This is a genomic window from Bradyrhizobium sp., from assembly GCF_016219575.1.
In the GTDB taxonomy this organism is placed as follows: Bacteria; Pseudomonadota; Alphaproteobacteria; order Rhizobiales; family Xanthobacteraceae; genus Bradyrhizobium.
This window is the reverse complement of sequence record NZ_JACRMG010000031.1, coordinates 13,439-28,364: the sequence shown is the minus strand read 5'-3', so window position 1 is coordinate 28,364 and position 14,926 is coordinate 13,439. Positions and strand designations below refer to the sequence as shown.

The 14,926-nt window shown below is 65.0% G+C and carries 12 protein-coding genes; 7 read left to right on the top strand and 5 right to left on the bottom strand.

Annotated features, from left to right (window positions below; genetic code table 11):
- Positions 1-163: 163 nt before the first annotated feature.
- Positions 164-1,126 carry an alpha/beta hydrolase gene (locus HZB49_RS24620; RefSeq protein WP_291616109.1) on the bottom strand — a complete coding sequence of 321 codons (963 nt, stop codon included), beginning with the start codon at positions 1,124-1,126 and terminating at the stop codon, positions 164-166.
- 342 nt (positions 1,127-1,468) lie between these two features.
- On the opposite strand from HZB49_RS24620, the gene HZB49_RS24615 reads away from it, so the two are divergent.
- A complete protein-coding gene (locus tag HZB49_RS24615) occupies positions 1,469-2,146 on the top strand; it encodes a nitroreductase (protein WP_291616108.1) in 678 nt (225 codons plus the stop codon).
- On the opposite strand, the gene HZB49_RS24610 is transcribed toward HZB49_RS24615, so the two are convergent.
- Positions 2,143-3,903 (bottom strand): NAD(P)/FAD-dependent oxidoreductase, encoded by a 1,761-nt coding sequence (locus HZB49_RS24610; RefSeq protein ID WP_291616106.1) that lies wholly within the window; start codon positions 3,901-3,903, stop codon positions 2,143-2,145. The genes HZB49_RS24615 and HZB49_RS24610 overlap by 4 nt on opposite strands.
- Positions 3,904-3,938: 35 nt before the next feature.
- Positions 3,939-5,051: an NADH:flavin oxidoreductase/NADH oxidase gene (locus tag HZB49_RS24605; RefSeq protein ID WP_291616105.1), complete on the bottom strand. Its 1,113-nt coding sequence runs from the start codon at positions 5,049-5,051 to the stop codon at positions 3,939-3,941.
- A 245-nt stretch (positions 5,052-5,296) separates the two neighbouring features.
- Between HZB49_RS24605 and HZB49_RS24600 the strand changes: the two genes are divergently transcribed.
- The 6 genes from HZB49_RS24600 to HZB49_RS24575 all read left to right on the top strand — a co-directional run bounded on the left by HZB49_RS24600 (position 5,297) and on the right by HZB49_RS24575 (position 12,268).
- Positions 5,297-6,025 carry a thermonuclease family protein gene (locus tag HZB49_RS24600; protein ID WP_291616103.1) on the top strand — a complete coding sequence of 243 codons (729 nt, stop codon included), beginning with the start codon at positions 5,297-5,299 and terminating at the stop codon, positions 6,023-6,025.
- Positions 6,022-6,855, top strand: a complete 834-nt coding sequence (locus HZB49_RS24595) for an LssY C-terminal domain-containing protein (RefSeq protein WP_291616110.1) — start codon at positions 6,022-6,024, stop codon at positions 6,853-6,855. The genes HZB49_RS24600 and HZB49_RS24595 overlap by 4 nt, the downstream gene beginning before the upstream one ends.
- 108 nt (positions 6,856-6,963) lie before the next feature.
- Positions 6,964-8,148 carry an aminotransferase class V-fold PLP-dependent enzyme gene (locus HZB49_RS24590; protein WP_291616101.1) on the top strand — a complete coding sequence of 395 codons (1,185 nt, stop codon included), beginning with the start codon at positions 6,964-6,966 and terminating at the stop codon, positions 8,146-8,148.
- Positions 8,149-8,232: 84 nt separating this feature from the next.
- Positions 8,233-9,294: an ABC transporter ATP-binding protein gene (locus tag HZB49_RS24585; protein ID WP_291616099.1), complete on the top strand. Its 1,062-nt coding sequence runs from the start codon at positions 8,233-8,235 to the stop codon at positions 9,292-9,294.
- A 21-nt stretch (positions 9,295-9,315) separates the two neighbouring features.
- Entirely contained in the window at positions 9,316-10,377 is a 1,062-nt protein-coding gene (locus tag HZB49_RS24580; protein ID WP_291616097.1) for an extracellular solute-binding protein, read from the top strand.
- Positions 10,378-10,546: 169 nt separating this feature from the next.
- On the top strand, positions 10,547-12,268 hold the full coding sequence (locus HZB49_RS24575) for an iron ABC transporter permease (protein WP_291616095.1): 1,722 nt from the start codon (positions 10,547-10,549) through the stop codon (positions 12,266-12,268).
- A 96-nt stretch (positions 12,269-12,364) separates the two neighbouring features.
- Here HZB49_RS24575 and HZB49_RS24570 read toward each other — a convergent pair whose 3' ends face one another.
- Entirely contained in the window at positions 12,365-13,471 is a 1,107-nt protein-coding gene (locus HZB49_RS24570) for a hypothetical protein (protein WP_291616093.1), read from the bottom strand.
- Positions 13,471-14,907 carry an MBOAT family protein gene (locus HZB49_RS24565; RefSeq protein WP_291616091.1) on the bottom strand — a complete coding sequence of 479 codons (1,437 nt, stop codon included), beginning with the start codon at positions 14,905-14,907 and terminating at the stop codon, positions 13,471-13,473. Before HZB49_RS24565 ends, HZB49_RS24570 begins: the two co-directional genes overlap by 1 nt.
- Positions 14,908-14,926 lie beyond the last annotated feature (19 nt).

Sequence of the window (14,926 nt, the reverse complement as noted above, 5' to 3'; positions counted from 1 at the left end):
TCGCGTTCAACATGCGCCGATGGGCCACAATCGCAGCATAAGCTTCACCCCGAACACAGCCACCTAGCCTTCAGCCCCAATCCGAAAGACGTCCCTCTTCCCTCTCACGGCCAATAAGTCCAATTACGCAACAGGCCCACAGGGGGAGAGGGTGCGAGAGTCGCTAAACGCCCTGCTCCAGCATCGCCTTGAAATCGGCGCGGGCGCGCTGCGCCTCGGCGCGCGCCACATCGCTAGCATCGACGAGTCCGAAATAACCGTGGATCAGCCCCTCGCCCGGATGATACTTCACCGCGACGCCGGCCTGCGCCAGCGCATCCGCATAGGCCTTGCCCTCGTCGCGCAGCGGATCGAACCAGGCGGTGGTGACGACCGCAGGCGCAACACCGGCGAGATTTTGCGCGCGCAATGGCGAGACGCGCCAGTCGGCGCCATGAGCCTTGTCCTCGAGATAATGACCGCAGAACCACTCCATCACCGCGCGCGACAGAAAATATCCCTCCGCATTCTCGGCACGCGAGGGAAAGCGCGCGTTCTCGGTGTTGTCGGCGAAATTGCCGGCCACGTCGGTGACGGGATAGGCGAGCATCTGCGCGGCCAGCTTGAGCCCGGCATCGCGCGCGGCAAGCGAGACGGTGGCAGCGAGATTGCCGCCGGCGCTGTCGCCGGCGACGCCGATACGGGAGGCATCGCCGCCGAACTCGGCGATCCGCTCCGCAACGTCGCGCAGCGCCGCAAAGGCATCCTCGAACGCGCCGGGAAAGCGCACCTCGGGCGGCCGGCGGTAATCGACCGACACCACCACCGCGCCGGTCTCGATCGCGAGATAGCGCGCCTGCCGGTCGTGGGTCTCGAGGTCGCCCGCCACCCAGCCGCCGCCATGGAAGAACACCACCGTCGGCGCCTTCGCAGGCCCCATGCGATAGGCCCGCGCGTTGAGGAAGCCGGCCGCGCCCTTGACCCTGACGTCCTCGGCGCTCGCGACCGGCGGCGGCGGCACCGCCGCCCGCGCCGCGGCCAGCGCCCGCAACGCCTCGCGCGCGCTCACCGGCGTCATGACCGCGGGATCGCGCAGCGGCAGCAGCGGAATGATTTTTTCGACGACGGGATCCAGCGGAGCGGGCATGGGAGTCCTTGGGTGTTCTTGGTTATGGTTGGAGGCAAGCATAGGAACTGCTTTCGCGACGGGCAACCTCTCTCCCCTCGTCATTCCGGGGCGCCGCGCAGCGGCGAGCCTGGAATCCATAACCACCATCGTGAGTATGGATTCCGGGCCTGCGCCCAGGAGGGCGCATCCCGGAATGACGACGGAGAATATTCCGCGCCGTGGACACTGTCTCAACCCGTCATGCCCGGGCTTGACCCGGGCATCCACGTCTTGCTTATTCGCCGCAAGAAAGACGTGGATGGCCGGAATAAATCCGGCCATGACGACGGATAGAGAAGAAGCAAGAACAAGGGGCAAGGAATGGAATTCGAGACGCTGGTCCAGTCGCGCAAGAGCGTGCGCGGTTTCCAGAATAAGCCGGTGCCGCGCGCGGTGATCGAGGAAATCCTGGAGGTCGCCAAGCGCGCGCCGTCGTCGATGAACACGCAGCCCTGGCACGTGCATGTGCTGACCGGCGAGCCGCTGGAGGAAGTGCGCCGCCGCAACATGGAGGAGATGGCGGGCGGCGCCAGGGCGAAGCGCGACATCGTCAGCCATGGCGAGTACCAGGGCGCCCATCGCATGCGCCAGGTCGACATCGCCAAGAAGCTGTTCGCCGCGATGGGGATTGCGCGCGACGACAAGCCGATGCGGCAGGACTGGGTGCTGCGCGGCTTCCGCCAGTTCGACGCGCCGGTGTCGCTGGTGCTCACCTACGACCGTGAGCTCGATCCCGGCGCAGTGGTGCATTTCGATCTCGGCGCGCTCTGCTACGGCATCGTGCTCGCCGCCTGGGACCGCGGGCTCGGCAGCGTCATCAACGGCCAGGGCATCATGCGCTCCGACATCGTGCGCGAGGTGGCGAGGATCCCGGAGGAGCAGGTAATCATGACCTGCGTTGCCATGGGCTATCCCGACGACAGCTTTCCCGCCAACGGCGTGCGCAGCGATCGCACAACCAACGGCGAGTTCGTGCGCTATGTGGGATTTGCGGATTAGGCTCGCTTCGCCAGCGCGCCGCGCTCGATCGCGTCGATTTGCAGCGCGATGTAGCGGCTGTAGATGCGGGCCTGCGAGAACGCGCCGCCGGTGAACCACAGGCCGGGTTGCGGGGTGCGCCTCCACATGTTGCGCAGCTCCTGCGTCGCCTCGTCAAAACCCCAGACGCGGCCGACGCGCGCGGCGACCTCGTGGCCGAACAGTTTTTCCAGGAGGTGATCGAGCCCCTTGTAACCCGTCGCCAGCACGAACAGGTCGGCCTCAAGCGCCGAGCCGCCCTTCAGCTTCAGGCCATCGGGCGTGAAGCCTTCGATGTCGGCAAACTGGATCAGGCGGACCCTGCCGTCGGCAATCAGCTCGGAGCAGCCGACGTTGAAATAATAGCCGCCGCCGCGGGTGCGGAATTTCAGCGGCCAGCCGGTGCCGTCCTCGCCGAATTCGAGGCGGAAGCCGGCCCGCTCCAGCCGCGCATGCAGTGGCGCGTCGAGCGCCTTCACTTCGGCCGTGACGATCTTGTGCGCCATTTTCATCACCGGCAGCGGCACGCCGGAATTGACGATGTCGCGCACCTCGATCGGCGGGCCGTCGCCGAGATAGGTGCGGTCGTAGATCTGGGCCGGCTCGACATTGACGACCATGGTCGGGCTGCGCTGCACCATGGTGACGCGGGCGCCGGCGGCTTCCAGTTCCTGGCAGATGTCGTGCGCGCTGGTGCCGGTGCCGAACACAACGACGGAACGGCCCTGCCATTCGCGGCCCGCCTTGAAGGCGCTGGAATGCAGCACCGGGCCCTTGAAGTTGCCGATGCCGTCGATGGCCGGAATGTCCGGAGAGCCGCTGACGCTGGTGGCGAGCACGATGTGCTTCGGGTGCAGCACGCGCTCCGCTCCCTCGCAGGTGAGCCGCGCGGTCCAGCGGCCGGTCGCGTCGTCATGGCTTGCGCCTTCGAACGAGGTACGGGTCCAGAAGTCGACCTCCATGATGTCGACATAGCTTTCCAGCCAGTTCGCGATCTGGTCCTTCGGGATGTATTCCGGAAAGGTCACCGGGAACGGCAGATAGCGCAAATGGTTGACCGGCGTCTTGTTGTGCAGCTTCAGCCCGCGATAGCGCAGCCGCCAATTGTCGCCGATGCGCTCCTGGCGATCGACGACCAGCGCGGAGAGGCCGATGCGCTGGATCTCGACCGCGGCGGAAATGCCGGCATGGCCGCCGCCGACCACCAGCACATCGGGGTCGCGGTCGCGATAGGCGGCACGCTCGCGCCGGCGTTCGAGCCAGTCGGTTTCCGAAAAATCCCGGATATGCGAGATCGACGCGTGCTCACCGGCGCGGGCGGCGCAGATGCGGTCGAAATCGAGCGAGGTCGAGATCGTCCATGCTTGCGCCATGCCGCCGGGCGACGGCAGCAGGCGGATTGCGCCATAGCCCGGACCGTTGGCGGTGTCGAAACGGATCACCGCCTCGATCACCTCGCGTCCGGCGACGACCGCCTTGCGCGGCGCGAGCAGCGCAGGGTCGATGCGGAAAGCGGTGGCTTTCGCCTCGCTTGCACGCTGCAGCAGCTCGCGGACCACGGCGGCCTTGCCGCTGAAGGTCGCAAAATGCCAGGAGATGCCGAACAGGTTCCGCCAGTGACTGTCGGCCGCGAGCACTTCCGACAGCGCCGCTTCGGAGCGCGCTTGCATCGCGCCGGCGAACGCCGCCATCCATTGCGCCGCGGTGGCCTCGGCCGAAATTTCTGGCTTGTCGAGCATCCTCGCGTTCCCCGCGACCCGTGAAGGTGAGAAGCTTACCGCGTCCCGAACGACGTCTTGCCGAACAGCGCCTTCTGCGTCGAGGGCTGCGAGCGCCAGTATTGCGGCGGCGCGCTCACCTCGGCGCCGAGTTCGGCGGCAGCGTGCCAGCCCCAGCGCGGATCGTAGAGCATGCCGCGGGCGAGCGCGACCATATCGGCCTTGCCGGAGGCCACGATCTCCTCCGCCTGCTTCGCTTCCGTGATCAGGCCGACCGCCATGGTGGTGACGCCGGTGGCCTCCTTGATGGCCTGCGCGAACGGCACCTGGTAGCCGGGCCCGAGCGGAATCTTCTGCAGCGGCGACACGCCGCCGGAGGACGCATCGATCCAGTCGACGTTGCGCTTCTGCAATTCCTTCACCAATTCGATGGTCTGGTGGATGTCCCAGCCGCCCTCGACCCAGTCGGTGCAGGACACGCGGAGGCCGACCGGCTTGTCTTGCGGAAACGCCGCGCGCACGGCCTCGAAGACCTCCAGCGGAAAGCGGATGCGGTTCTCGAGGCTGCCTCCGTATTTGTCCGTCCGCTTGTTGGAGATCGGCGACAGAAACTGGTGCAAGAGATAGCCGTGCGCGCTGTGCACCTCCAGCGCGTCGATCCCGAGCCGCTCGGCGCGTCTGGCTGAGGCCACGAAGGCATCGACGATGCGTTTCAGACCTGCCGCATCGAGCGCCAGCGGCGGCGGCTCCTCCGGCTTGTGCGGCACCGCCGACGGCCCCTCGGGCAGCCAGCCGCCTTCGGATACCGGGATCAACTGCCCGCCGTCCCATGGCGTGTGGCTGGACGCCTTGCGGCCGGCATGGGCGAGCTGCATCGCAACCGCGATCTTCGAATGCCTGCGCACCGAGGCGATGATCGGCTTCAGCGCGGCTTCGTTGGCATCGCTGTAGAGGCCGAGGCAGCCCGGCGTGATACGGCCGATGGCCTCGACCCCGGTCGCCTCGATGCAGAACATCGCCGCCCCCGACAGCGCCAGCGTATTGATGTGGGTGAAATGCCAGTCGTTGGCCGAGCCGTCGACCGCGGAATACTGGCACATCGGCGCCACCATGATGCGGTTGGCCAGCTTCAGGTCGCGCAGCTGGATCGGCGAGAAAAGCGTGCTCATGCGGGTTTCCGGGAGGACAGGAGAGAAGCCGGCCAATTTGTAGCGAGCCGTCCCCCGCCCCTCAACCCGCCCCGCTGCAACCCTCCCCTCACTGTTTGATGCGCGGCCAAAGACCGCGGGGCCGCGAACCTGCCTGTGGTTATCGCGTTAAATTGAAAGCGGCGTTCGGTCCGGCCGCTGGTACGCCGGGCCGTTTACCCGCAAAATTCGGGGCTGACGTCCACGATTCTGGACCGGAAATGCCGATGACGTTGAAAAAGCTTTCGCTCGCTTGCCTCGTCCTGCTGTGGCCCGCCGCGGCCGGCGCCGCCGAAATCACCGGCGTGCCGAAAATCCGCGAGGCCGACCATATCCAGATCGGCAGCACCCGCATCCGCCTCGGCGGCATCGATGCGCCGTCGGTCGACCAGCTCTGTCTCAACACCAAGGGCGAACGCTGGACCTGCGGCGCCGCGGCGCGCGACGAGCTCGTCAAGCGCACCGCCGGCAAGAGCTGGACCTGCCAGACCCGCGCGGTCGATCGCCGCGGACGAACCGTTGCGCGCTGCCAGGTCGACGGCGAGGACATCCAGAAATGGCTGGTCTCGAACGGCTGGGCGCTGGCCCTCGTGCGCGTCTCGAAGGACTACGAGCCCGACGAAAGGGTGGCCCGCGAGGCAAAGGCCGGCATGTGGCAAGGCGCCTTCATCGCGCCATGGGACTGGCGCGTGCGCAACAAGAAGACCGCCGTGCTCGGCGCCGTGAAGCCGCCGGAGAACGCCAGGGCCATCCTGCTGGCATCGGCTTCCGGGTCGGTCGCGCCCTCGCCCGACTGCACCATCAAGGGCAATGTCAACCGTTCCGGCGAATGCATCTATCACCAGCCGACCAGCCGCTGGTATGCGAAGATCAAGATGAACATTGCCAAGGGCACACGCTGGTTCTGCTCGGTCGATGAGGCCGAGGCCGCCGGCTGCCGGGAGACGCGGCGCTGACCACATCCGATGTCGACACCCAGGAACGCAAGCGACTCAGCAGGCTGCGCCGCGCCTCGATCATTCTGCTGCTTACCGTGGCGGTCTACATCCTGCTTGCCTATGTCGTGCTGCCGCTGCTGTGGACCCATCACGAGCACCAGAAGGGCCTGGCGGGCCTCGACATGGTGACGCGGACCGCGCAGGGCATTCCCGGCGATCCCATCAATGCCGGCCTCATTGGAGACAAGCCTGACATCCTCTGCGCGATGCATGCGGCCGGCTGGTATCCAGCCGATCCGATCACGCTGAAATCCTCCATCGAGATCGTCGGCAGCGTGCTGCTCGATCGTCCCTACAAGGATGCGCCGGTCAGCAACCTCTATTATCTCGGCCGGCGCGAGGATCTCGCCTTCGAGAAGCCGATCGGCGCCAACGCCGACCGCCGCAATCACGTCCGTTTCTGGAAGGTGCTGGATCAAGGGCAGGAGAAGCGCCCGGTGTGGCTGGGTGCGGCGACGATGGATCGCGGCGTTGGCGTCAGTCATTACACCGGGGCCGTTACCCACCACATCGATGCCGACATCGATCTCGAGCGTGCCACGCTGGTTCTCGACCTCGAAGCCGCCGGCATGGTGATCGCGAAATATCAGGTCACGGGCGTCGGTCCCACGCTCGCCGGCCGCAATGGCGGCGGCGATCTCTATTACACCGACGGCGAGGTGTGGATCCTGCGCCTCGTCGAGGCCTGCCGGAAAAACACCGCCCCGGTGAATATCCTCCCGAGCCCGCTGGCAACCCGGATCAAGGATCAGATCTGGCGGGAGATCACCGAAACCATACGGAAGTAGGTCGTTCGGACTCGTTACAATTCTGCATGAATGCACCGCCCGGGAGCCCTTTGAAATTGCGTCGCGCCATGCCAGCATGGCCGCGAATCCAGACAAGGAAGACTGCCAATGACCGTTCGCGCGGGCCGGGAATTTCTGGCCATACCCGGACCCACCACGATGCCCGACGAGGTGCTGCAGGCCATGCACCGTCCGGCGCTCGACATTTATTCCGAGCAGATGGTGCAGCTCACCGAGAGCCTGCTGGCCGATCTCAGCAAGCTGTTCGCCACCAAAGGCCATTCCTACATCCACATCGCCAACGGCCATGGCGCCTGGGAAGGCGCGCTCTCCAATGTGCTTTCGCGCGGCGACAAGGTGCTGGTGCTGGAAAGCGGCCGCTTTGCCGTCGGCTGGGGCAGCACCGCGAAAGCCATGGGCTGCGAGGTCGAGGTGCTGAAGGGCGACTGGCGGCGCGCGGTGCAGCCTGACGAAGTGGAAGCGCGGCTGCGCCAGGACAAGGCGCACACCATCAGGGCGATCCTGGTGGCGCAGGTCGATACCGCCTCCGGCGTCTGGAACGACATCGAGGCGATCGGCAAGGCGATCAAGGCGAGCGGCCACCCGGCGCTCTTCATGGTGGACACCGTCGCCTCCCTCGGCTGCATGCCCTTCGAGATGGATGCCTGGGGCATCGACGTTGCGATGTCCGGCTCGCAGAAGGGCCTGATGACGCCGCCGGGCCTGGGCTTCGTTGCAGCCAACGACCGCGCCCGCGAGGTGCACAAGAAGGCCGACCTGCGCACGCCCTATTGGGACTGGACCGAACGCGAGGGCAGCGAACACTACCGCAAATACGCTGGCACGGCGCCGGTGCATCTGCTGTTCGCCCTGCGCAAGGCGATCGACTTGCTGTTCGCGGAAGGCCTGGAAAACGCCTTCGAGCGGCATCGCCTGCTCGCCGAAGCCGTGCGCCGCGCCGTCGCGGTCTGGGCCGAGGGGCAGGTGCTGGGCTTCAACATCACTGAGGCTGCCGAGCGCTCCAACACGGTGACGACCGTCACCACCAACGGCTACGATCCGGTGCCGCTGCATCGCTATTGCAAGGAGAAGTGCGGCGTCGTGCTCGGCGTCGGTATCGGCGAATTGCACGGCCAGGCCTTCCGCATCGCCCATATGGGCCACGTCAACGCGCCGATGATCCTGGGCACGCTCGGCGTCATCGAGATGGCGCTGAATGCGCTGCAAATTCCGCATGGCAAGGGCGGAACGGCGGCCGCCATCGACTGGCTCGGCGAAAGTGTGAGCGCCTGACCCTTTCCGCCGGCGCCTTTTTAGGGCTTACTGGTATACCAAGCACGGACGCAGATCCGAGCGAAGGTTACCGGGAGGCATGGATTGGCGTCGGTTGATTTGCGCGGCCTGACCAAGCGATTTGCCTCGCTCGCGGTGGTCGATGATGTCTCCTTGCGGATCGATCACGGGCAGCTGGTCTGCCTGCTCGGCCCGTCCGGCTGTGGCAAGACCACAACCCTACGGCTGATCGCCGGTTTTCTCGAACCGACCGAGGGGGAAATCCACGTCGGCGACCGCCTGGTCTCCTCCAAGGCGCGCACGCTGCCGCCCGAGCAGCGCAACATGTCGATGATTTTCCAGAGCTACGCGCTGTGGCCGCACATGACCGTGGAAGAGAACATCGTCTACGGCTTGCGCCTGCGAAAGGTGGACCGCGACACCATCGCGAAGAAGCTCGCCGCGATCCTGGCGACGACTAAACTGGAGCCGCTGGCGCAGCGCTATCCCGGCGAACTCTCCGGCGGGCAGCAGCAGCGCGTGGCGCTGGCGCGCGCGCTGATCGTCGAGCCGCAGACCCTGCTGCTGGACGAACCCCTGTCCAATCTCGACGCGAACCTGCGCGAGGAGATGCGCTTCGAAATCCGCCGGCTGCACGACGAATATCGCTACACCACGGTCTACGTCACCCACGACCAGTCGGAAGCGATGACCACCGCCGACCTCATCGCGGTGATGAACGGCGGCCGGATCGACCAGCTCGGCACGCCGGAAGACATCTACGCCCACCCCCAGTCGGAATTCGTCGCGCGCTTCATCGGGGCCAGCAACGTGCTGAAGGGTATCGCACGCGACGAGAACCATGTGTCCTTTGCGGGCGCCGTCCTGCGGGTAACCGGCGCCAAGCTGACCGCCGGCGAGAGCGCGGCGATCGCAATCCGTCAGCACGACATCCAGCTTGCGACGCAGGCGCCGGCATCAGCCGAGAACACGATCAAGGCAACCGTGACGCGCCAGGTCTATCTCGGCGCCAGCCGCGACTATGTCGTCGAGACCGCCGACGGCAATTCGCTCCGCGTCGTCACGCCGACCGAAACCGCCGTCGACAAGGGCCGCGAGGTCTGGCTGACCTTGCCGCCCGACCGTTGCCGGGCGCTCATCCGGTAAGAGCAAGAGGCGGAGAGAGCCATGAAGCGAAGACTTTCACGCCGCGATCTCCTGAAAGGCACCGCCGCGCTCGGCTGCACCGCCATCACTGCATCGGTCAGGGCGGCGGCGCCGGAGCCTACCGCGATCACGCCTTCCCTCGTCGAAGGCGCCAAGAAGGAAGGCAAGGTCGTCTTCTACTCCTCGATGGACCTGCCGGTCGGCGAAAAGCTCGGCAAGGCCTTCGAGGCCGCCTATCCCGGCATCTCGATCCAGATCGAACGCTCCGGCTCGGAGCGGCTGTTCCAGCGCATCGACCAGGAATTCGCCAGCAACATCCGCGCGGCCGACGTCATCAACACCTCGGATGCCTCGCACACGATCCCCTGGAAGAAAAACGGCTGGCTCGCCGCCTTCGTGCCGGAGGACGTGGCAAGGCATTTTCCGGCGCAGTATCGCGATCCCGACGGCATGTATGCCTTGACGCGCATCTGGCTGTCGTCGATCGCCTACAATACCAATCTGGTGAAGCCGGACGACGCGCCAAAGAGCTTTGCCGACCTGCTCGACCCGAGATGGGCGGGAAAGATGGTGAAGGGCCATCCCGCCTATAGCGGCACGATCATGACCACGACGTTCCAGGTCGTGCGCGAGCTCGGCTGGGACTATTACGAGAAGCTCGCCAAGCAACGCGTGATGCAGGTGCAGTCGTCGACCGATCCGCCGAAGAAGCTGGCGCTGGGCGAGCGCGCGGTCATGGCCGACGGCAACGAATACAACGTGGTGCTGCTGAAGGAAGCGGGCCAGCCGGTCGAGCCTGTCTATCCGGCCGAGGGCACCCCGACCATCTCGGGGCCTACCGCGATCTTTGCCTCGGCGCCGCATCCCAACGCGGCGCGCCTGTTCCAGGCCTGGCTGCATGCGCGCGAGACCCAGCAATTCTTCATCGACTTCACCGCGCAATATTCCGTGCATGCGCAGGTGCAATCAAAGCCGGGCCGGCGGAAGATTACCGACATCAAGCTGATGAAGGAGGACGCCGCAGGCGTGGAAGCGATGACCGAAGAGATCAAGACGCGCTATGCGCGGCTGTTCCGGGTGTGAACTTTTCGACCCTCGTGGTGAGGAGGCGCCAACGGGTCCGCGCAAAGCGCGGCCCGATGACAGGCTCCGCGCCGTCTCGAACCAAGAGGCCACGGTGCACGCTCATCCTTCGAGACGCGGCCAGGAAGCCGCTCCTCAGGATGAGGGAAACACATGATTTGCGGATGCCATGACGGTAACAAGCACTGCCGAAGCCCCGAAATCCCGCCTCGACTGGACCAGGCCCGTGCTGTGGCTGTTCGCGGCAGTCCTTGTCACGCTGATCCTGTTTCCGATGTCGTGGCTTGCCGTCTACGCCTTCACCGACAAGGCGCGGCACCCGACGCTGCAGAATTTCGTCACGCTGTTCAGCGATCCCGACTTCCTCGATCCGCTGCTCACCACCGCCATCATCGCGACCACGTCTGCGGCGATCTGCTGCGTGGTCGCCGCACCCATCAGCTGGCTGGTGTCGCGCACCGACATGCCGGGCCGGCAGATCATCCGGGCGCTGGTGACCGCCTCCTTCGTGACGCCGCCGTTCCTCGGCGCCGTCGCATGGGAGCTGCTGGCGGCGCCCAACAGCGGCCTGCTGAATCAGTTGTTCCGATACGTCACCAGGGTCGAAGCCGACGTCTTCCTGTTCAACATCTATTCGCTGACCGGGATCATCTTCGTCATCTCCTGCTACACGTTTCCCTTCGTGTTCGTGCTGGTCGCCAACGCGCTCGACAACATGCCGGGCGAACTGGAGGACGCCTCCGCGATCCTCGGCGGCAAGGCATGGACCACCGCGCGGCGCGTCACCATCCCCCTGGCGCTGCCGGCGCTGGTGGCAGGTGCGCTGATTGCTTTCCTGCAGGCGATGACGCTGTTCGGCTCGCCCGCGATCCTGGCGCTGCCGGCCGGCTTTCACACCATGACCACGAAGATCTGGAGCTTGTTCCAGTATCCGCCGAAGCTGGAGCTTGCCGCAGCAGCCGCCGTGCCGTTGTTGCTGCTGACCATCGTCCTGCTGCAGGGGCAGAAATTCATCCTCGGCCGTCGCGGCTATTCCGTCCTCGGCGGCAAATACGGTCCGCCGCGGCGGGTCGAGATGAAGGGTTGGCGCTGGGTGGCGCTGGCGTTCTGCCTGATCATGCTGCTGAACCCGGTATTCCTGCCCTATTTTGCGCTGTTCAACGCGGCGTTTTCGCCGAACGCGACCACGCTGGTGACGCCGGGCACGTTCACGCTGCACAATATCGTGTTCGTGTTCACCGAACTGTCCTCGACCAGGCTGGCGCTGAAGAACACGGTGATCCTGGGCACGGCGACGGCCACCGTCGGCACCATCCTCGCGCTCGTCATCGCCTATGTCACGACCCGCCGCGTCATCACAGGCTCGCGCGCGCTCGGCTTCCTCGCCACCGCACCGGTCGCCGTCCCCGGCATCGTCCTCGGCGTCGGCCTGTTCCTCAGCTACACTCGCCCGCCGTTCGTGCTCTACGGCACGCTGTGGATCCTGCTGATCGCTTTCCTCACCATCAACCTGCCTTCGGCCTATCAGCAATTGCAGGCGGCATTCGCGACCATCCACCCGGAACTGGAGGAAGCCAGCCGCATCCTCGGCGCCAGCCGGTTGCAGTCGCTGTGGCGGATCACCGCTCCGCTGCTGCGCACCGGCGTCATCGCGACATGGTGCTTCATCTTCATCGGCGTGATGCGGGAGCTTTCCGCCGCGATCATCCTGTTCACCTCGCAGACCAAGGTGCTGTCGGTCCTGATCTACGACCTCAACGAAAGCGGCGATCTCGCCGCGATCGCGGTGCTCGGCATTGCCATGCTGGTGATCACCTTTGCGGTCGTGCTCGCGGTCAACCGCATCCCGATGTTCGGCGGCAGCGCCGGCGCCCGCCTGCGCAACGCCTAAAGCGCGATGAGATTGGGATGAATCGTCATCGCGCTTTGGTTATTGTTTGGGCATGATCTTTTCGGAAAACCGCTTCACACTTTTCCGGATCATGCTCTAGGGTTCGACGCGATACGCCTCGACCTGCGCCTTCAGCTGCTCAAGCGACGCCAGCGGCGCCCCGGGATCCACGCGATATTTTCCTTCCGCCAGCCAGGACAGGATTTTCAGGTCCACCGCCGGCGAGTGGTGGGCGACGTCGGTATAGTTGCCGAGATCATGGGTGATCTCCCGGGCCGCCCGAAAATCATACAGGCGCACGTTGGGAAGTTTCGCCAGACGCTCGATCGCATAGGCCGTGAAATCATAGGTGACCTTCAACGTCTCCGGCGACGCATCGCGTAGCGCCACGAAATACAAGATGGAGTAAGGCGCAAAATAGATATCGAACTGGACGTTCGGATGCTTCGCAAGCAAGCCGATGGCGTCACGCTGGAAGCCGCCGATCAATGCGTCGAGGTCATGGCCCTCCGACAGGACCTTGCGACGTGAGGGATCGACCATGCTCCGAAACCCCGCCAGCGCCTTCGCCTTGTTGTAGGCGGCGCCGATGTCGGTGTCGCGCCGGAGTGCGTTGATGTCGTCGACCTCCGCAATCGGGAACCTGAACATGATGCCGTTGGTCAGCTTTGCAATCATCGGCGTCAACGGCGGGATCGAGCGCAGCGCGATCCACAGCGACTCCCGCGCCATGGCGCCGGACAGCAGGTATTCGGCAACACCCGGGACGTTGCGGCGATAGAGGTTGGCGGGCAGATGGACATCCGCATCGACATCAGGCGCATGGCGAAAGATCCAGTCGTCCATCTGCCAGATCACGCGCTTTGCTCCGCGTTCCATGGCCGCTTCCAGCACAAAACTCTGCTCACGCGAATTCGAGCCGGTCATGGCGAGCTTCAGCGAGCGGACGCCGAGCGCCTTGTCGATGTCGCTCTGGCGGAAATGGACGGCCAGCGACGTGCCCATGAACACCGTGTCGAACTGCTGGCTCCTGATCAGGCCGGCGTCCTGCATGCGGCTGTCGGGCGAATACATCGCCGCGAACAGCCGTGCGGGGCGGAACAACTGCAAGGGATCGACCGTAAAGGTCAGCAGCGCGGCAGCGACGATGATCGCCGCGCTGGCGCCGAGAAGCCGGATCACGTTTCGGGCGGCAATGCTCATCAGAACCTGAAGTAGATGAATTCGCTGTGCTGCTGGATGCCGAGGATGCCGAAGGCCAGTACCGCGGCCGCAGCATAAAGATACAACGGCCGCAGCCGCTTGCCCTCGAGGTTCTCGCCGACTTTGCGGTTCTTGTGGTCGTAACCCATGATCTCCTGCGTGTTCGGCGCGAACCAGGCAATCGCGGCATAGATTGCGATGAACGCGGCATAGACGATCTCGCCGCGGCCAAGCGCGATGCTGGCCGGATCGGCCATCTTCGACAGCACGGAAAGCGCTGATGTCATGCTGTCGGCACGAAAGAACACCCAGGCGATGACGACACAAAGGAAGGTCAGAATGAATGCGGCAACGTTCGCAATCCCTTCCAGGCGCGGCGCGATCTTCGGTCCGAAATTGCTCCAGGCGTGATTGACGCAGAGATAGGCGCCATGCAGCGCGCCCCAGACCACGAAGGTCCAGGCGGCGCCATGCCAGAGGCCGCCGAGCAGCATGGTGACCATCAGGTTCGTGTAACGCAGCAGGCTGCCGTGGCGGTTGCCGCCGAGCGGAATATAGAGGTAGTCGCGCAGGAACTGCGACAGCGTCATGTGCCAGCGCCGCCAGAAATCGATGATGGAGGTTGCCTTGTAGGGCGAATTGAAATTGAGCGGCAGGAAGATGCCGAACATCAGCGACATGCCGATCGCCATGTCGGAATAGCCGGAGAAATCGAAGTAGAGCTGGAAAGTATAGGCGAGCGCGCCGATCCAGGCCTGGTCGAAGGTCGGCGTGTTCGGCCCGAACGCCAGCGACACCAGGGGCTGGATGCCGTCGGCGAGACAGGTCTTCTTGAACAGGCCGATGGCGAAGATGATGAGGCCGCACAGGATCAGGTGCCCGTCGGGATGTTTTGCCTCCTCCCGCTCGAATTGCGGGATCATGTCCTTGTGGTGGAGGATCGGACCCGCAATCAGGTGCGGGAAATACGTCACGAACAGCGCGTAATGCGGCAGCGCGTAGCGCGCGACATTGCCGCGGTACGCATCGACCAGGAAGGCGATCTGCGTGAACGTGTAGAAGGAGATGCCGACCGGCAACAGGATGTTGACGACGAAATGCGTCGCAAACAGCGCATTCAGGTTTGCCGCGAAGAAGCCGGCATATTTGAAGATGCCGAGCACCACGAGGTCGCCGGCAACGCCGGCGGCAAGTACCGCAAAGCGCGCCGCGGGCGCGAGCTTCGCTGCGATCAGGAGATAACCGATCAGGTAATTGAAGGCGATCGACGCCAGCAGCAGCGCCACGAATTGCCAGTTGCTGACGGAGTAGAAGGCCAGCGAGGCAGCCGCCAGCCAGACCACCGGCGCGAGGTTGCTGCGCCTGCCCAGCCAGAAATAGCCGGCCAGGACGACGGGCAGGAACAGGAAGATGAAGGCGTAGGAATTGAAGAGCATAAGGCCTGATCGAGCGCGG